At 72.4% G+C, this 17959-nt stretch carries 19 protein-coding genes; 9 read left to right on the top strand and 10 right to left on the bottom strand.

Annotated features, from left to right (window positions below):
* Positions 1-111 precede the first annotated feature (111 nt).
* The 3 genes from VFZ92_RS37540 to VFZ92_RS37550 all read right to left on the bottom strand — a co-directional run bounded on the left by VFZ92_RS37540 (position 112) and on the right by VFZ92_RS37550 (position 4298).
* Entirely contained in the window at positions 112-600 is a 489-nt protein-coding gene (locus VFZ92_RS37540) for a hypothetical protein (RefSeq protein WP_330881978.1), read from the bottom strand.
* Between the two features lie 1178 nt (positions 601-1778).
* Positions 1779-3305: an NAD(P)/FAD-dependent oxidoreductase gene (locus tag VFZ92_RS37545; protein ID WP_330881979.1), complete on the bottom strand. Its 1527-nt coding sequence runs from the start codon at positions 3303-3305 to the stop codon at positions 1779-1781.
* A 75-nt stretch (positions 3306-3380) separates the two neighbouring features.
* Entirely contained in the window at positions 3381-4298 is a 918-nt protein-coding gene (locus tag VFZ92_RS37550) for an NAD-dependent epimerase (RefSeq protein ID WP_330881981.1), read from the bottom strand.
* 89 nt (positions 4299-4387) lie between these two features.
* On the opposite strand from VFZ92_RS37550, the gene VFZ92_RS37555 reads away from it, so the two are divergent.
* Complete coding sequence (locus tag VFZ92_RS37555) at positions 4388-5077, top strand: TetR/AcrR family transcriptional regulator (RefSeq protein ID WP_330881983.1); 690 nt, start codon at positions 4388-4390, stop codon at positions 5075-5077.
* Between the two features lie 426 nt (positions 5078-5503).
* Here VFZ92_RS37555 and VFZ92_RS37560 read toward each other — a convergent pair whose 3' ends face one another.
* Complete coding sequence (locus VFZ92_RS37560) at positions 5504-6043, bottom strand: pyridoxamine 5'-phosphate oxidase family protein (protein WP_330881985.1); 540 nt, start codon at positions 6041-6043, stop codon at positions 5504-5506.
* Positions 6044-6313: 270 nt separating this feature from the next.
* Between VFZ92_RS37560 and VFZ92_RS37565 the strand changes: the two genes are divergently transcribed.
* Positions 6314-7555: an APC family permease gene (locus tag VFZ92_RS37565; protein ID WP_330881987.1), complete on the top strand. Its 1242-nt coding sequence runs from the start codon at positions 6314-6316 to the stop codon at positions 7553-7555.
* Positions 7556-7670: 115 nt separating this feature from the next.
* On the opposite strand, the gene VFZ92_RS37570 is transcribed toward VFZ92_RS37565, so the two are convergent.
* Complete coding sequence (locus VFZ92_RS37570) at positions 7671-8630, bottom strand: helix-turn-helix transcriptional regulator (protein WP_330881989.1); 960 nt, start codon at positions 8628-8630, stop codon at positions 7671-7673.
* A 62-nt stretch (positions 8631-8692) separates the two neighbouring features.
* On the opposite strand from VFZ92_RS37570, the gene VFZ92_RS37575 reads away from it, so the two are divergent.
* Positions 8693-9835: an epoxide hydrolase family protein gene (locus VFZ92_RS37575; protein WP_330881991.1), complete on the top strand. Its 1143-nt coding sequence runs from the start codon at positions 8693-8695 to the stop codon at positions 9833-9835.
* Between the two features lie 39 nt (positions 9836-9874).
* Here VFZ92_RS37575 and VFZ92_RS37580 read toward each other — a convergent pair whose 3' ends face one another.
* From VFZ92_RS37580 to VFZ92_RS37595, 4 genes are all read right to left on the bottom strand, one after another.
* The gene (locus VFZ92_RS37580; protein ID WP_330881993.1) at positions 9875-10774 is read right to left on the bottom strand and encodes a pyridoxamine 5'-phosphate oxidase family protein; all 900 of its coding nucleotides are present in this window, start codon (positions 10772-10774) and stop codon (positions 9875-9877) included.
* A 4-nt stretch (positions 10775-10778) separates the two neighbouring features.
* Positions 10779-11159 (bottom strand): hypothetical protein, encoded by a 381-nt coding sequence (locus VFZ92_RS37585; protein ID WP_330881995.1) that lies wholly within the window; start codon positions 11157-11159, stop codon positions 10779-10781.
* Between the two features lie 147 nt (positions 11160-11306).
* Positions 11307-11879, bottom strand: a complete 573-nt coding sequence (locus VFZ92_RS37590; protein WP_330881997.1) for a helix-turn-helix domain-containing protein — start codon at positions 11877-11879, stop codon at positions 11307-11309.
* A 230-nt stretch (positions 11880-12109) separates the two neighbouring features.
* The gene (locus VFZ92_RS37595) at positions 12110-12256 is read right to left on the bottom strand and encodes a hypothetical protein (protein WP_330881999.1); all 147 of its coding nucleotides are present in this window, start codon (positions 12254-12256) and stop codon (positions 12110-12112) included.
* Between the two features lie 340 nt (positions 12257-12596).
* Between VFZ92_RS37595 and VFZ92_RS37600 the strand changes: the two genes are divergently transcribed.
* The 5 genes from VFZ92_RS37600 to VFZ92_RS37620 are packed head-to-tail and all read left to right on the top strand — an operon-like array spanning position 12597 to position 15495.
* On the top strand, positions 12597-13259 hold the full coding sequence (locus tag VFZ92_RS37600; RefSeq protein ID WP_330882001.1) for a TasA family protein: 663 nt from the start codon (positions 12597-12599) through the stop codon (positions 13257-13259).
* Between the two features lie 25 nt (positions 13260-13284).
* A complete protein-coding gene (locus VFZ92_RS37605) occupies positions 13285-13833 on the top strand; it encodes a hypothetical protein (RefSeq protein ID WP_330882003.1) in 549 nt (182 codons plus the stop codon).
* An 8-nt stretch (positions 13834-13841) separates the two neighbouring features.
* On the top strand, positions 13842-14381 hold the full coding sequence (locus VFZ92_RS37610) for a signal peptidase I (RefSeq protein ID WP_330882005.1): 540 nt from the start codon (positions 13842-13844) through the stop codon (positions 14379-14381).
* 50 nt (positions 14382-14431) lie between these two features.
* Positions 14432-15130, top strand: a complete 699-nt coding sequence (locus tag VFZ92_RS37615) for a response regulator transcription factor (protein WP_330882007.1) — start codon at positions 14432-14434, stop codon at positions 15128-15130.
* Positions 15127-15495 (top strand): response regulator, encoded by a 369-nt coding sequence (locus VFZ92_RS37620; protein WP_330882009.1) that lies wholly within the window; start codon positions 15127-15129, stop codon positions 15493-15495. Before VFZ92_RS37615 ends, VFZ92_RS37620 begins: the two co-directional genes overlap by 4 nt.
* 3 nt (positions 15496-15498) lie before the next feature.
* Here the strand turns inward: VFZ92_RS37620 and VFZ92_RS37625 are convergent, their stop codons facing one another.
* Positions 15499-16701: a GAF domain-containing sensor histidine kinase gene (locus VFZ92_RS37625; RefSeq protein ID WP_330882011.1), complete on the bottom strand. Its 1203-nt coding sequence runs from the start codon at positions 16699-16701 to the stop codon at positions 15499-15501.
* Between the two features lie 464 nt (positions 16702-17165).
* Here VFZ92_RS37625 and VFZ92_RS37630 point away from each other — a divergent pair, with 464 nt between their 5' ends.
* The gene (locus tag VFZ92_RS37630; protein ID WP_330882013.1) at positions 17166-17906 is read left to right on the top strand and encodes an HAD hydrolase-like protein; all 741 of its coding nucleotides are present in this window, start codon (positions 17166-17168) and stop codon (positions 17904-17906) included.
* Positions 17907-17959: the final 53 nt, after the last annotated feature.

Below are 17959 nucleotides of genomic sequence, written 5' to 3' on the forward strand. Positions count from 1 at the left end.
TCACACCGGGCTCGCGATCACGAGCGACCCGCACGACATCGTCGCGGAACTCCTGGGGGTAGGGCTTGGGCACAACGACATCCTCCCAGGCCAGCCTCACGGCTAGCCACCTCAGATGTCACCTATCGGTGCAGCAGACCCGTTCACCAGATCCGCAGCTTCGTTGGCAGACAGCACGTCCAGCGCCACGGTGGGAACACCGCGCCACCCGCTGGCCTTGCGGCTGGTCACCACTACCGTTCCCGTCCGCACCCGTTCCAACACTCCGACCGCATCCGCCGGAGTGCTCAGGTTGTCCAACACCAACAACCACCCGTCGTGACCAGCCAGCCACCGAACACCCAACTCCACTCGCTGCTCCACCGACAAGGCCGCGGCCTGCGGCGCCATCGCCACGGCCAAGTCCGCCACCCCCGCTTCGACCGCCGCCAGCGAATCCGCCGTCACCCACCACACCGGCGAAAACCGGTCCGCATGTAACTCGGCAAACCGGGCCGCCAATGTCGACTTGCCCATCCCGCCCAGACCATGCACCGCCACCACCACCGCACGACCACCCGAACCCGCGACAGCGGCGTCCAACCGCGCCAACTCGCCCACGCGGCCCACGAACACAACCGAACCCGCTGGCCGACGACCAACACCCGAGACCGAAGGTACCGATTCCATTCGCGGCACGACCGGCGAGGTGTGGAGCGTGAGATCCCGCCCCGCGTGATAGTTCTGCCCTCCATCCGAGGCCGTGCTGTTCTGAGTGACTGGGCCTGGCACACCATTAGCCTCGGAGCCGACCAACCTTCACCTCACAACTCAATGGCCAGCCTGTCTAGCCGATCGTCACGACAATCGACCCCACCGCCCAGCACAACGCACAACTGCGGATATCGCCGGTTCGAGAGCAACCGAACGTCCGCACATGCCACTGACCGTGCTCGTTGACGTCCGCCACGGCCGCATAGCGCATGCCCACTAAGGCTCCGGTCCGAGTCGCCACAGAAGGTAAACGACGAACAGTCCGACCACAGATCCCTTCAGCGGCAAGCAACACACGCGGTTCACGTTGAGGCGGACTTCCGCAACGAAGTCAGCACGGACACGAGATCCAGCCAGACCGCAGGCGATCAAGCATCGAATGCCGCCTTCCGAGTAACTCCCAAGCAGCGGCATCCAGATCTAGGCGCACGGTCATGCGAACTTCTCGGTAAAGGCTCACGCTTCAACGGACCAAGATCAGGCCGTCCACAGGCCGTCGCAGGTCCAAAAACGACCAGTTCCAGCCGGATGCAACCGGATAAAACCAGCAGGTCAGCGACTTGGCGCCACGAGTCGTCGCAGGTCAGAATCGTGCCTGGTCATAACACTCCCTTAGGACGATGGGGCCGGGAGAACCATGATCAAATTCCTTCATCGCAGAACTCACCGCCTCCGCACCCCGGCCGCGGCGCCCGTGGTGATCACCGGTCCGGTGGGCGTCGGCAAGGGCGACTTCGCACCGCACCACGCCCACCGCGTGGCCACTGACGTGGTCGACGGCCAGCTGCACGCCGACCTGCGCCCGTTGACCGGCACCGCCCCGGACGCCGGCTACGTGCTGGACGGCCTCCTGCGCGCGCTGGGCGTTCCCCCGGACCGGATGCCGGGCACGCCCTGCCGACCACCACTCCCTTCCCACGCAGGCGGGGCGTTCCCGACACGGGCGAGCGACGACACCCCCGGTCCGTGGCACCCCCACGGCCCCCTCTCCCTCAGGACGTCCCCGGCCCCGGCGGACGACCGGGTCACCTCTCCCGTGCAGGCGGACGGGGCCGGGCGGCCCGCCCGGCCCCGCTCCCGTTCACCCGCGAGAAGGCCAGGTCCGCGTCCTGGACGGGAGATCGGCGCAGGAGCTTGACGTCGGCGTGGTAGTCCATGGACGTCAGCCAGGGTTTCCGGTCGCCCTGGCTCGGCAGCTGGTCGAGCGCGCGCTGGACGTACCCGGACGCCAGGTCGAGGAACGGTCGTTTCGGCATGGCCGCGTCGGGGACCGCCGGGACGCAGACCTCGTACCCGTGCGCGTCCATGTGCGCCAGCAGCCGGCAGAAGTACTCGCACAGGAGACCGACCTTGAGCGTCCACGACGACGCGGTGTAGCCGACCGCGAAGGCCAGGTTGGGCACGCCGGACAGCATCATCCCCTTGTACGCCACGGTGTCCGCCAACCGGACCGGCACGTCGTCGACGGTGACGGCGATCCCGCCGAACGGTCGCACGGTCAACCCGGTCGCCGTGACGACCACGTCCGCCCCGAGTTCGCGGCCGGATTCCAGCAGCACGCCCGATTCGGTGAACCCGGCGATCCGGTCGGTGACCACCGACGCGTCGCCCTCGCGGATCACCTTGAACAGGTCACCGTCGGGTGCCACGCAGAGGCGTTGGTCCCACGGGCCGTACGGCGGGTTGAAGTGCTCGTCGACCGGGTAGCCCGCGGGCAGCAGCGTGGCGTTGATCCGGCGGATCACCGCGCGGGCCGGACGCGGGAACCTCTGGCACAGCCACCAGATCGCCCGCTGCTGGGCGATGTTCTTGCGCCGGATGACCCGGTACGCGCGTTCCTCGCCGAGCAGGGCGCGCAGCCTGTTGCCGATGGCGTCCTTCGACGGCACGGGGAGGACGTAGCTCGGGGTGCGCTGGAGCATCGTGACGTGAGCCGCGGTGGCGGCGAGGGCCGGAACCACGGTGACGGCGGTGGCACCGCTGCCGATCACGACGACGCGCTTCCCCGCGCAGTCCAGGTCCTCCGGCCAGTGCTGGGGGTGCACCACGGGTCCGGCGAAGTTCTCCCGGCCCGGAAGATCCGGTGAGAAGCCCTTGTCGTAGCGGTAGTAGCCCGTGGCGAAGAACAACCAGGTCGCCGTGAACGCCACCACGTCACCGACGTCGGCGCGCTCGACCTCCACGGTCCACCTCGCGTCGGAGCTGGACCACGTCACGCCGAGCACGTGGTGCCGGAAGCGGACCTTCCGGTCGATGCCGTGCTCCGCGGCGGTCTCGCGCAGGTAGTCGAGGATCTTGTCGGCGCTCGCGATGGCCCGCTCGTCCCGCCACGGCTTGAACTCGTAGCCGAAGGTGTGCAGATCGGAGTCGGAGCGGATTCCGGGGTAGCGGAACAGGTCCCAGGTCCCACCGGTGGCCGCGCGGGCTTCGAGGATCGCGTAGTCGCGGTTCGGGTGGTCGCGCTGGAGGTAGTACGCCGCACCGATACCGGAGATCCCGGCGCCGATGATCAGGACGTCGAGGTGTTCGGTCTCGACGGGAGAAGTGGTCATGTGCGCGACTCCCCGGCCTGGCGGACGAACCCGACGGAACCATCGTGTTCGCCCGCCGTGCCGCGGGGCAAGGGCTCACCCCTCGGAGAGGGAACGGACCGCCTCGCGCAGCGAGTCGTCGATCGGTCGCGGCTTGAGCCCGAACACCTCCGTGGACTCGGAGGAGTCGAGGACGAAGGGCCGGGTGAACTGGTACGCCGTGGTGCGCAACTCCTTCACCATCGGCGAGAACAGGCCGATGGCGCCCAGCACCGGGGCCGGGATCCTGCTGAGCTTCGGTTCGCCGACACCGGCGACGGCGGTGAACCGGGTGGCGAGTTCGCGCACCGTCAGCGGCGGCTCGGTGGGCACGGGCCACGCCCTGCCCCACGCCCGCTCGTCGGTGGCGACGGTGGTCAGCACCGCCGCCACGTCGCTGATCGACGTCCAGCTGTGCGACACGTCCAGCGGCGTGGGCGACCACGCCCGCTTCCCGGCGAGCAGCGGCGCGCCGAGGCCGAAGGAGAAGATCGAGTTGGCCTCGATGTAGTCGCTGCCCCGGACCTCGGTCGCCCGGATCCGGCCCGCCTCGTGGGCGGCGAGCGCGGCGCGCCACATGTCCGCCTTCAGCTTCAGCTTCGGGTGGGTCGCGGCGAGCGGCGTGGACGCGGTCATCGGACCGTCCACCTCGCCGTACCCGTACAGGCTGCCGGTCATCACGTACACCGCACCGGACCGCTCGGCGGCCGTGAGCAGCGCCGACGCGATCGGCGGCCAGTCCGTGAGCCACCGGTGGTACGCCGGGTTGACGCAGTTGTAGAGCGCGACCGCGCCCTCGGCCAGCGCGCTGAGCCGACCGGCGTCCCCGGCGTCGGCGGCGACCCGTTCGACGTTCGGGTGTTCGGGCCCGCCGCCGCTCCGGCTGACCACCCGCACCTGGTCACCACGCGACGCGAGCAGCAGGGCGGTACCGGAGCCGACCGGTCCGGAGCCGACGACCACGTGCAACGACATTGGGATCCTCCTCGGAGAAAGAGCAGTGCTCTCTAAGTAGAGCACACTTTCCGAGAGCAGTGCTCTCTGTCTCGTGCGACAATCTCGTCATGTCAGCAGGCTCCCTCCGCGCCCGTGTCCGGGCCGAAATGACCGAGGAGATCAAGACGACCGCTCGCCGCCACCTGGCGACGGACGGCGCGAACCTCTCCCTCCGCGCCGTGGCCAGGGACATGGGCATGGTGTCCTCCGCCCTGTACCGCTACTTCCCCAGCCGCGACGCCCTGCTGACCGCCCTGATCGTCGACGCGTACAACTCCCTGGGCGCCGCGGCCGAGGCGGGCGACACCTCGGTCGCCGACCGCACGGCCCTGCGCGGGCGCTGGCTGGCGATCTGCCACGCCGTCCGCACCTGGGCCCTGGCGAACCCGTCGGAGTACGCGCTCCTGTTCGGCAGCCCGGTCCCCGAGTACCACGCGCCGGAGGACACGATCGCCGCCGCTTCCAGGACCCCGCTGGCCCTGATCAACGTCCTCAAGGACAGCTACGACGCGGGTTTCTCCACCGCGACCGACCACCTGCCCACGGTCCTGCACGCCGACATGGCCCGCCTGCGCGACCGGACCGTTCCGGGCCTGCCGGAGGAACTCCTGGCCCGCGGCGGCATGGGCTGGATCCAGCTCTTCGGCGCCGTCAGCTTCGAACTCTTCGGCCAGCTCAACAACGTCGTGGAAGCCCGCGAGGCCTACTTCGGGTACCAGATGGGCCGGGTGGCCACGACCATCGGCATCCCCGACTGATCCCGATCGGCGCTCAGGCCGTGCCGCAGGCGCCGGACCCGACGTCCTCGGCCAGCGTCGGCCCGGTCGGCTCCCAGGACAGGCTCTCCCGCGTGAGCGCGCTGGAAGCGGCCATGGACATGGCGGAGAAGTCGCCGACGAACCCGAGGTGCTTCCCCGCGGCGGAGCGAGTCGAGGTCCCCGAGGAGCGCCGTCGCGCCCTTCTTCTCCAACGACAGGGCGGAATCAGCTTGTCGTAGCGAGTGGCCGCCGCCCGGTGGCGCTTGAGCCGGTTCAGGATCGCCTCGTCGGGCACGCCGGGTTCCAGCGCTCGTTCGCGGCTTCCGCTGTTCGCTCGTGGGAGCGACGGTGCGCGCACACCTCGGCTACCGAGGAGAAATCCGGTCCACGGCAAGGCGAGCAGGCGGATGCCGAAGATGGCGGCCGTCAGGCTGACGGGTGCTGGTCGAGCAGCCCGACGGGGTCGGTGCTGTAGGCGACCATCCAGCTGGGGTCGATGCGGTACCAGATGTTCTCGTCCCAGAACGGGTCTTCGCCGTCGCCGTCGTAGTGGGTGACGAGGTAGTCGCGGATCGCCGGCCAGGTCGGGTCGCCGCTCGTCCCCTCGGGGTTCAGCGGAACGGCGTGCCCGTGCGTGAAGATGCCGAGCTGCTCGCCGCGCATGTAGGTCGCGCTGATGCCGGGCCGCGCCGCGAGATGACGGGCTTTGGCGGCCTGGCGGTGGGTGCCGACGATCCAGCGGCCGTGCAGGAGGTGCCCGTCGGCGCCGCTGATGCGTGGCTCACCGCGCCGGGTGACCGTGGCGATCGCCAGGGTGCGCATGCCCTGGCAGACCCGCACGACCTGCTCGGCGTCCAAGGTGCTCTCACCTGGCCGGATGATCGATTTGAGGTGGCTGCTGGAGCCGGCCAAGGACGTGTCGAGCAGGACCTGGAGGCTGCGGAGTTCGTCGGGGGTTTCGAACATTCGGCTAGTCAACCAGCTCCCACCGACAGTGTCGGTACAGCCGAACCCCGTGGAGGTCGATCACGTGCGTGAAGCAGGTGGGTCAGTCGGCGGGACGCTCCCGAGCCCGGTCGCGGTGGGCCTGGACGCACGCTGGTCCGCCCCCGGTCACCGCTACACCCCGGTCACGAACTCGGGATCCGGGACGGTCTCCACCATCGGCGTCCGGACACCGTCCCACCGGACAATGGGAACCTCCGCCACCAGCACGTCCAAGCGAAGGACGCGAACGTGACACCTCCTCGACTGGCTCGTCGACTGGGCACCGGCGACGCGGTGACCATCGGTCTGGGCTCCATGATCGGCGCGGGCGTCTTCGCCGCCCTCGCTCCCGCGGCCCGCGCCGCGGGGGCCGGGTTGCTCGCCGGGCTCGCCATCGCCGCCGTCGTCGCCTACTGCAACGCGACGTCGACGGCACGGCTCGCTGCCCGCTACCCGTCGTCGGGAGGAACGTACGTCTACGGACGCGAACGCCTCGGCCCGTTCTGGGGTCACCTCGCCGGGTGGGGCTTCATCGTCGGCAAGACGGCGTCCTGCGCGGCGATGGCCCTCACCGTCGCCACCTACGCACTGCCCGATGCCGCCAGGCCGGTGCGCGCCGCCGTGGCCGTCCTCGCCGTCCTCGCGCTGACCACCGTCACCTGCTTCGGCGTCCGGAAGTCGATCGCGGCCACCCGCGCGATGGTCGCGGTGGTCCTGGTCGTGCTGGTCCTCGCCGTCACCGCGGCCGCGACTGGCGGCCACACCGCGAACCTGGCGTGGACACCGGGCACGACGAGCACGTTCGGCGTGGTGCAGTCGGCAGGTCTGCTGTTCTTCGCCTTCGCCGGGTACGCCCGCGTCGCGACCTTGGGTGAGGAGGTCCGCGATCCGGCGCGCACCATCCCCCGCGCCGTTCCGCTCGCCCTCGCCATCACGCTCGTCGTCTACACGGCCGTCGCCGTCGCCACGCTCGCCGCGCTCGGACCGGCCGCGCTGGCCGTCACCCCGGACCCGCTCGCCTCCGCGGCAGCGCCGTGGCCGTGGCTGGTGCCCGTGATCCGCGTCGGCGCCGTGGTCGCCGCGCTCGGTTCGCTGCTCGCCCTGATCCTCGGCGTCTCCCGAACCACCCTGGCGATGGCCCGCGACGGCCACCTCCCACGCACCCTCACCGCCGTCCACCCCCGCCACCAGGTGCCCCACCACGCCGAGATCGCCGTCGGTGCCACCGTCGCGGTTCTCGCTGCCGTGGTGGACCTGCGCGGCGCCATCGGGTTCTCCTCCTTCGCGGTGCTGGTCTACTACGCGATCGCCAACGCCTCCGCGTGGACGCTGCGCGCCGACGAGGGTCGCCCGCCACGGGTCGTGCCCGCGACAGGCCTGCTCGGCTGTCTCGTCCTGGCCGCCGCGCTGCCGGTCGACTCGGTCCTCATCGGCGCCGCCGTCCTGGCCGTGGGCGCCCTGCTCCGGCTGGTGCGGCGAGCCCGCGTGTGAGGTCGGGACGCCGGATGCGACCGGACTGGACCAGCGACCCGGTACCGCGAGTCGCCGCAGGACCACGCGTGGTCGTGGCACTCCCCGAGGACGGTGGGCCCGCGAGCGCCGGGATTCACGCGGACGCGCCGCCCGCCGCGCGGCGGAACCTCGTCGCGAGGCGGTCGAACGCCGCCGCCAGCTCGTCCCCGTCGACCACCTCGACGTCGACGTCGAGCTGCGCCATCCACAGCGCGAGGCGGTCCGGGTCGTCGGCGCCCAGTTCGACGCGGCACGTGGACTCGTCGACCGCCTCGACGTCGACCGGGATGTGGATCCTCGCCGCGACCTCCGCGGCGGGAGCGTGCACGAGTACGCGGGCGCGGTACCTCCAGGCTCCCCTGCTGACGCGGCTGACGACGTGCTCGACGGCGCTGTCCCCCGGGATCTGTCGCGGTCGGAACCGCGCCCCCGTCGGTGCGCGCGGAGCCATGCGGTCGACGCGGAAGACCCGCCAGTCGTCACGGTCGAGGTCCCACGCGAGCAGGTACCAGAGCGCTCCCCAGGTCACCAGCCGGTGCGGTTCGGCGTGGCGCGACCCCTCGTCGTCCCCCGGCTTCGTGTAGCCGAACCGGAGCCGTTCGCGGCCGCGGATCGCGGCGGCGACCGCGCCGAGGACGGAGAGGTCGAGCGGCGGTCCGGCCCCCTGGACGACGCTCGTCGCCTCGCGCACCGCCTCCACACGGCGGCGCAGGCGCGAGGGCAGCACCTGCTCCAGCTTCGCGAGCGCGGTGAGGGACGTCTCCTCGACCCCGAGCCCCTGGGTCGCGACCGCGCCCAGTCCGACCGCGACGGCGACGGCCTCGTCGTCATCGAGCAGCAGCGGGGGCATCGCCGTCCCGGCGGCCAGCCGGTACCCGCCCGAGACGCCGGGGCGCGCATCCACGGGGTACCCCAGCGACCGCAGCTTGCCGATGTCGGCGCGCACGGTCCTCGTGCTCACGCCGAGCCTGCCCGCGAGTTCGGAGCTCGTCCAGTCGCGCTTGAGCTGGAGCAGCGACAGCAGTCGGAGCAGCCGGGCCGAGGTCTCCACCATGTCTCGATCATCCCGGGAATCGCGGAAGGGATCCTGCCGCATTGCCTGGGAGCGTCGACGTCATGAACGAGAACACCGCACTCACGCCGTTCCGCGTCGCCGTCCCGCAGGCGGACGTCGACGACCTGCGCGACCGGCTGGCCCGCACGCGCCTGCCGATCCCCGTGCCGGGCCGGGACGACCGCACCGACTTCAGCCGCGGCATCCCGCCGGTGTACCTGGAGGAGCTCGCCGAGTACTGGCGCGACGGGTTCGACTGGCGGGCGCAGGAGGAGAAGCTCAACGAGCACGGGCAGGTCACGACGGTCGTCGACGGCCAGACGTTCCACGTCGTCCACGTCCGGTCCGCGAACCCGGAGGCCACCCCGCTGATCCTGAACCACGGCTGGCCGGGGTCGTTCGTCGACTACCAGCGGCTCATCCCCCTGCTGACCGACGAGTTCCACGTGGTCGTCCCGTCCCTGCCCGGCTTCGGGTTCTCCACCCCGCTGTCGGGGACCGGCTGGGAGCTGGCGCGCACGGCGGACGCCTACGCCGAGATCATGACGCGTCTCGGCTACGAGCGGTTCGCGGCCCACGGCACCGACATCGGCGCGGGCACCACCGGCCGCCTCGCGGCCGTCCACCCGGAGCGCGTCATCGGCACGCACATCGGCAGCGACCCCCGGTTGCTCGGGTTGCTCGGCGTCAAGTTCCCCTACCCCGAAGGCCTGTCCGATGACGAGACCGCCCGGATCGAGGCGGTGCGCGCCGAGGACGCGGCCGACCACGGGTACCTCCGGTTGCAGGACCACCGGCCCGACACGATCGGCGCGGCGCTCACCGACTCGCCGGTCGGCCAGCTCGCGTGGATCGCCGAGAAGTTCAGGACCAGGTCCGGCGGCGGCTACCGGACGCCGGACGAGTCGGTCGACCGCGACCAGCTCCTCACCAACACCAGCCTGTACTGGTTCACCCGCAGCGGCGCGTCGAGCGCGCAGTTCTACTACGAGTCCGAGCACTCCGGACTCGCCCTGGCCATGGCCTCCGACGTGCCGTCCGGGTGGGCCGTGTTCGACACCCACCCGCTCGTGCGCCGCGTGGTGGACCCGTGGAGGGCGGTCGACCACTGGAGCGAGTTCACCGAGGGCGGCCACTTCCCCGCGATGGAGGTGCCGACGCTGCTCGCGAACGACATCCGCGCCTTCTTCCGCGGCAAGTCCTGACGGCGTGCTCATCGCACCGCCCCCTCGGGTCGGGGGCGGTCAGTTGAAGCGCGAGTACGCGGGCGCTGTCCAGGCCGGGGGGAAGGCGTTCTCGGTCCAGACCGCCTCGGTGACGCGGAAGACGGTCTCCAGGCCGTTGGCGGGCCCGCTCCCCCGTTCGACGGCCTCGCGCACCCGCGCCGCGCCCGTCAGCTGGAGGGTCGCCCCGGACTCCCAGTCCGGGAACAGCAGTCCCGCCGACGGGTTCACCCCGAGGTTGCCCGCGGTCATCATCATCGCGTTGCCCGCGTAGTCCGGCCAGGACAGCTCGGTGGGCGAGACGACCTGGACGAAACCGGGGTTGCCGCCGCGGTGCGAGACGTCCGCGCCGACGTCGGCCGCCGTCGCGATGAAGAACGTGTCGGCGGTCGACACGAGGACCGACCGGCTCGTGTCGAGCCGGTCGGCGCGGCGCACGACGGGGTGGGAGGCCGCGGGTTCCCCGGTCATGACGCGGGCCTGGATGTACTTGGGGCAGTTGCCGAACGCCTGGTGCACCTCCACCTCGCCGCCGCGCGGCGTCGGCCGCCACCGCCCGTTGACCCGCAACCGCTTGCGCATCAGCAGGTCGATGGCGAGGGTGCCGACGTCCACCTCGTCCCGCAGGACGTCCGCCAGCGGGTCGGTGGGCACCGGGGTGGCGTCGACCCGCAGCGTGTGCGGGTCGGCCGCCGAGAGGAACCCCTCCGGCCCCACCAGGGCGGTGGCCCAGGGCCGCCCGTCGCGGTCCCGGGCGCCGAGCACCAGCATCCGCCGGCGCACGAGGAAGTCGAACGCCCCGCGGGGGATGGCGTCCGAGATGATGGGCCGGACCCTCTCCGCCATCTCGGAGGTTCCGGCCACCCGTTGCGCTTCGCGCTCGCCGGGGTGGAAGGCGAGCCGGTCGACGAGGTCGGCCACGGCGTCAGAAGGTCAGGACGTGGTAGCCGGACCGCACCAGTTCACCGATGCTCGCGACACCGGCGGTGCCGGGCGCCTGGTTCTGGCTGACCTGCTTGACGTCCTCGGCCTCGACGCCCCCGGTCGCGCCGAAGGCGGTCGCGCAGCCGCCGGACGCCACCGTGGCGACCTGCTGCCTCATCGCGGTGTGCAGCTCGTGCGCCGGGTGGGCCGGGTCCGCCGGCACGGCGGGCCAGCGGGTGCCCGCGCCCTGGAAGAGCACGAGCGCCTCACCGCCCTGCGCGAACTCCCGGGCGGCGGCGAGCGCGTTGACGACGCGGCCCAGGGCCTCGTCGGTGCCGGTGGACGGGTCGGACAGCACCACTACGGCGGTCTTGCTGCTCATGGACGCGCGCTCCTCGCTGTTCGGAAGGCCAACGCCCACCATAATTACCGAACGTACGGTAAACTTCAAGGTGTCCACGGTCACCCGCTTCCCGCACGGCGCGCCTAGGCTGCTGCCGGACCGTCCGACCCCACCAGGGGGCCGGGATCAGCGCTCCGCGGGCCCCGGCGCCAGGATGCTCGGCATCAGCGCCACGCTCTCGACGAAGGCGCTGGTGTCGCCCAGCACCCTGGCCAGCACCAGCGCACCCTCGATGCGGAGGAACGCGTCCCTGGCCGCGCGCACCGCCTCGTCCGGCGCGCGCCCCGCGCGCCGCGACGCGTCGGCCATCACGTCGATCCAGGTCTTCGCGAGCGCCCTCGCCTGGTCGCGGACCTTCTCCGGCGCGCCCGCCAGCGTCATCGTGTCCAGCACGCACGACAGCGCACCGGCGCCGTAGAAGTCACCGAGCCTGCGCGCGGTCTCGTCCATCCCCCGCGCGAGGTCCTCGTCCTCGCCCATCGGTCGCAGGATCCACCGGAACCGCCGCCCGACCTCGGCCAGGACCGCCTCCGCCATGCCCTCCTTGCCGTCGGGGTAGCGGTGGTAGAGGCTCGCCCGCCGCAACCCCGAGGCCGCCGACAGGTCGCCGATCGCGGTGCCGTCGAACCCCTTGTCCCGGAACACCGCGATGAGCGCGTCCAGCAGTTCGGCCTCGTCGATGGAAGGTGGTCGCGCCATCCCCCCACATTACCGAACATTCAGTCAAGAGGGACCACGTGGTCGAGGAGTGCCGCGCGCTCGTCACGGACGTCCCCGCCGTCCGCGGGGTCGTCAGAGGGGTACCCGGCTCGACCGCGCCCACCCGACGTCCACAGGGGACAGGGGACGCCGTGGTCCACAGTGGAGCCGAACGGTCGGCCGCGGTCGGGTCGGTGTCGTCGACGGCGACCCGGCCGCGGCGGTCGGGATCAGCCCCCGATCGAGTACGCGTAGAGGTGCCAGCCGTCCGACTGCGTGTACTGGCACCGGGTGCGCACGTCGCTGCTGGCCCACGCGTCAGCGGCCACGAGGCACTGCGCCTCCGTGGGGTAGCTGCCGATGAAGACCCAGGGCACCGCTGACGCGGTACCCGCGGTGGCGCCGAACACGATGGCCGCGGATGCGGTGAGAATGGCGAGTCGCCCCAATGCCCTGTTCACCCCGGCACCGTCTCATGATCGAGTTCGACGTGTCGGAGCTTCGCCGGGATTCGGCGGCGAGATCACCGGATAGGGGGATCACCCCGTGAGGGAGCGGTACTCGGAGTTGTCCGGCCTCGGTCCACCGTCCACAGGCGACCGCGGCGGCGGGAACTTGACGGGAGCTTGAGGAACGGCGGAGGGAGGCCAGAGGTCCGCCGTCGATCCTCGCTCCACCGCACCGCGACAGGCGGTGCACACCGGACAAGGACGCGCCATGCCGAACCACGCCCTCCCCGTTCCCCACCGCCGCCGCTCCCCCTGGCGGCCGATCGCGCTCGCCGCGATCGCGGTGTCCGCCGTCGTCGCGGTCGGCGGCGGCGTCTGGGCCACCCTGAGCGCGACGACGGCCAACGGGACGCCCGAGCAGGTGACCACCGGCACGCTGAAGCTGGCGATGGCGGCCAACGGCTCCGGGTTCGACCAGGCCATCGCCAACATGGCCCCCGGTGACGTGGTCAACCGGTACGTCGACCTCACCAGCGGCGGCACGCTGGACGCCCAGGCGCTGACGCTCCAGGTGGCGGCGACCGGCTCGGCGGGCCTGGTCACCGACGGCGCCACCACGAGGGCGCTGCGCGTCACCGTGCGGCAGTGCGCGAACGGCACGTGGACCCCCGCGACCGGCCTGTGCGGCGGAAGCGCGACGACGCTGCTGGGCCCGGTCCCGCTGAGCACGCTGGCGAGCGCGCAGTCGCTGATCCCCGGCGTGGTCGCCGCGGGCGCCGTGCAGCGCCTCCAGATCTCGGTGCAGCTGCCCGACCAGACCGAGACCACGGTCAACGGGGTCCTGCCCGCCGCGACGATCCAGGGGCTGACCGCGAACCTGACCTACACCTTCGCCGAGACCCAGCGCACGGCCACCACCACCAACTCCTGATCCACGACTCCCAGGGAGAAGGCCGATGTCGAAGCGGGTCGCGGCGGTGGTCGGGACGGCGGTCGCGCTGGTCGCGGCCGTCCCCGCCACCGCCACCGCGGGGGCGGGCGCCGCGAGCGCCGGTCCCCCCGTCGGCGCCACCAGCCTCTCCTGGTCGGCCGTGCTGGTCGACGGCTCGGGGGTCGCCCAGACCGGCAGGCCCCTCACCGCGGGGTGGGCGGTGATCGGCGACCGCGCACCGCGGTTCGGCAGCGTCCGCAACACCGGCACGGCGGCGCTGACCGGCCAGACCTACACCGCGTCGGTCAACGGCCTGCTGGCGAGCCCGGTGCGGGTGGACGCGTGCGTCGGCGCCGCGTGGAACACCACCGCGAACACCTGCGCCGGGACGGTGACCACCCTGGTCACCTCCGCCGCGGGGACCGGATCGCCCGCCACGGCCCTCGCGGTCGGCGGTCAGCTCGGCATCCGGATCAGCCTCACCGGGGCCCTCAGCGGCACCACCAACGCCACCGTCGGCGTCTCCGTCGCCAACGGCGCGCACGTCCGCGCCGCCACCACCACCAACTCCTAGGGGAACCCATGCCCGCAGCCCACGCCGCGACCCGCTCCACGGCCGCGCGCACGTCGTCGCGGCTCCCCCGACGCCTCCCCGGTGCCGTCCTCGCGGTGCTCGCGCTGGCCGCGGTCGCCTGCGCGGTGCTCGTGGTCGGCTTCCGGGTCGGCTTCGCGCCGGTGCTCTCGCCGAGCATGTCCCCCGCGTTCGACCCCGGAGCCCTGCTCGCCACCCGTCCGATCGACGCTCGATCGGTTGAAGTCGGCGACGTCGTGGTGCTGCCCCGGCCGGACGCCCCCGGTGAGCGGTTCGCGCACCGGGTCGTCGAGGTGGACCTGTCCCGCGGCGAGCCGCTGCTGCGCACCAAGGGCGACAACAACACCGACGTCGACCCCCAGCGGCTGCGCATCACCTCGGCGACCGTGCCCGTCGTGCTCGGCGACGTGCCCTGGATCGGCCGGGTCGCGCTGCTCGGACGGCACGCCCCGGTCGAGGTGGCGCTGATCGCGTTCGCGGGCCTCTGCGTGCTCGTGGCGGCGAAGCGCGCGCTGCGGGACCGGAGGTGACCGGTTCTCCGGCCCTGCCGGGGCCGAGCGGTCTGGGCACAATCCAGCCCATGACGAGGGTACTGGTCGTGGAGGACACCGAGAGCATCCGCGAGATCGTCGAGATGGCGTTGACCGAGGCCTGCTTCGACGTGCGCACCGCGGGCGACGGCCACGGCGCGCTGCTGGAGCTGCGCGCCTGGCGGCCCGACGTGGTGGTGCTGGACCTCAACATCCCCGGCCCGAGCGGGCTGGAGGTGTGCTCGCGGCTGCGCGACTTCTCCCACGCCTACGTGCTGATGCTGACGGCCAGGGCGGACGAGGTCGACAAGCTCGTCGGGCTCTCCGCCGGGGCCGACGACTACCTGACCAAGCCCTTCTCGCCGCGCGAGCTCGTGGCCAGGATCCAGGCCATGCTGCGCAGGCCGAAGGCGCTGGGCGACGCCCCGGCCGCACCGCTCCCGACCGAGCGGGTCGTCGGACCGGTGCGGATCGACGTGGCGGCGCACGAGGTCACCGTGGACGGGGCGCACGTGGCGCTCACCCGGCTGGAGTTCGCGCTGCTGGACCTGCTGACCGAGAACGTGCGCCTGGTGCGCACCCGCGACCAGCTCCGGCAGCGCGCCTGGGGCGAGCCGTGGCTCGCCGACGACCACGCGGTGGACGTGCACCTGTCCAACCTGCGGCGCAAGCTCGCGAGCGCGGGCGCGACCGGGTTCATCGCCACCGTGCGCGGCGTCGGCTACCGGGTGAACCGGGACGCGCGATGAGGACCCTGCTGGTCGTGGACGACGACCCCGACGTGCTGGAGGTGCTCAGCCTGTCGCTGGGCTTCCGGGACGAGTGGCTGGTGGAGACGGCGAGCGGCGGGGAGGAGGCGCTGCGCCGGTGCCTGGCCGGAGGGGTCGACGCGGTGCTGCTGGACGTGGAGATGCCGGGGCTGGACGGTCGCCGCACCCTGCGCGCGCTGCGGGAGGCCGTGCGGTTCGGCTCGCTCCCGGTCGTGTTCATCACCGCCGCCCCGGACCTGGAGGATGAGCTGCGAGGGCTGGGCGCGCTGGCCGTGCTGCGCAAGCCGTTCGACCCGCTGCGGATCGCCGACGACCTGGCCGCCCTGCTGGACTGGGTGGCCTGAGGCCTACCACCAGGGCCGGTCGGTGGCGGGTCCGGCCACCGGCAGCACCACGGTGAACGTGCTGCCCTCCCCCACCGTCGAGCGGACCGCGACGCTGCCGCCGTGGGCCTCGGCGATGCCTCGGGTGATCGACAGCCCGAGCCCGACCCCGCGTGCGCTCGCCCCTTCGAGCTGCACGAACGGATCGAAGATGCGGTCGACGTCGTGCCGCGGCACCCCCGGTCCCCGATCCCGGACCGCCACCTCGACGCGGTCGCCCGCGCGGGCGCAGCTCACCAGGACGGTGCTGCCCGCCGGCGCGAACTCCACCGCGTTGGCCAGCAGGTTCGTGAACACCTGCACCAGCTTGTCGAGGTCGCCCCGCACGGGGCACGCCGCGCAGTCCGCCTCCAGCGACACGCCGGTCCGGTCGGCAACGCCCTCGACGGCGTGCACCGCGTTCTCGACCGCCTCGGCCACGTCCACGTCGGCCAGCGTCAGCCGCAGCCCGCTCTGCAACCGCGTCAGGTCCAGCACGTCGTTGGACAGCCGGATGAGCCGGTCGGTGTTCTTCGCCGCGATCGACACCAGCCGCGCCGCGCGCTGGTCGAGCGTGCCGAACCGGCCCGACCCCACCAGCTCCAGCGACCCGTGGATCGAGGTCAGCGGGGTGCGCAGCTCGTGGCTGATCACCGAGATGAACTCGGCGCGCACGTCCCGCGCCAGCGCGCGGTCCCGCTCGGCCGCCGCCACGGCGTACTCCACCTCGACCCAGCTCCCGAGGTCGCGCAGCCGCTGCCGGTCCTCGACGCCCAGCTCGCGGGGCCGCCGGTCGATCAGGCACAGCGTGCCCACCCGGTGCCCCGACGGGCCCCTGACCGGCTGGCCCGCGTAGAACCGGATGTGCGGCGGGCCCAGCACCACGGGGTTGTCGGCGAAGCGCGCGTCGCACGTGGCGTCCGGGACCTCCATCAGGTCCGCGCTCTCGATCGCCCTGGAGCAGAACGACTCGCTGCGCGGCCCCTCGCGGGTGTCCATGCCCTGGCTCGACTTGAACCACTGCCGGTCGAGGTCCACCAGCGACACCAGCACGATCGGCACGTCGAACACGTGCTGGGCGAACCTGGTGATCCGGTCGAACCGCTCCTCGGCGGGCGTGTCGAGCAGCTTCAGCGACCGCACGGCGGCCAAGCGCTCCAACTCCGCGTCCCACGCCGTTCTGGCCACGCGCACCTCCCGGATCACGTTCGGTCGCGGCCCCGATGCTCGCGGACAGGTCGCGGGCGCGCTCACGCCATCGTGGGGCAGCCGAGGGAGAACGGACCGCAAACCACACGTTCGTATGACATCACGACGTCCATCGAGACCCAGGGTCACCGAGCGGGCCGGGACCGATCAGGCGGGACGCGGTCGAGAACGCGAGGACCGGTCCACTGTGGATCTTCCGCGCGGACCCGCCCGGCAGGGACGTCGCCGCGGTGCGGGCCCGCTCACCACGAGGGCGGTCCGCGGCGGGAAGCGCTGCCGCTGCTCGCGCGAGGTCCTCCCGGTGTTCGTCGTGGTGGGAACGCTGGTGAGCGCGCGGCGCTGGAACGATCCCCCGACCGCCGGACCGGGGCGGAGCGGACTCCACCCCCACGACCGCCCGGTTCACGACATCCTGGTCCTCCGACCGATCGGAGGGGGACGTCGTGGGTGCTGGAGACCTGCTCGTGGAACGCGATCACGTGCTGGTGGCGTTGGACGGTCCGGTGGCCGAGGAGCTGCCGGTGCGGTCGGTGGCCGAACGGCTGCGGGTGCTGCTGGCCGAGGACCGGTTGCCGCGCCGGGTGCTGCGGACCGGGGACCCGTACGCGGTGCTCGCGCACGCGGGGTCGATCGGGCCCGCCACCAGGCGGGCGGTGTACGCGCAGTGGCGGCGGATCGAGCACGGGGCGGTGGCCGCGGCACGGGTCGCGGCCGGGGTGCGCGAGGCCTTCGCCGCGGTGGCCGCGGCCGGGGGTCGGATCACCGTGGTCGGCGCGCTGGACGTCGAGGCGATCCGGGCGTTCCTCGTGCTGCACGGGCTGGACGAGCACGTGCGGCACGTGGTCGGCCGGGTCGAGTCGGACCACGCCGGTCCGCCGCCCGTGTCGGACCTGATCAGCTCGGCGGTGCACAGCGGTGCCGTGCCGAAGGGGTCGTGCGTGTTCGTCGGGAGCACGGGCGCCGACCTCGCCGCCGCGCGCGCGGCGGGCGTCGACTCCCTCCGCCACCACCGCGCCGCCGCCGAGCCCGAACCGGTGGCGCGCCCGAACCCGTGGTTCGCGGCGCTGCGCCCGACGGGCGGGCGACGTCCCGGAGCACCGTCCACAGTGGACGATTTCCTGCCACCGCGCCGTTCCTCGGGTTACCCGACCGGAGTATTGCGACCGGGCGAACGGGATCGATAGGTTTTGAGCGCGTTATCGATGGGGGTGGAACCGGGGGGTTCGGCACCGCGGGG

This window comes from Umezawaea sp. (genome assembly GCF_036375055.1).
Classification (GTDB): domain Bacteria; phylum Actinomycetota; class Actinomycetes; order Mycobacteriales; family Pseudonocardiaceae; genus Umezawaea.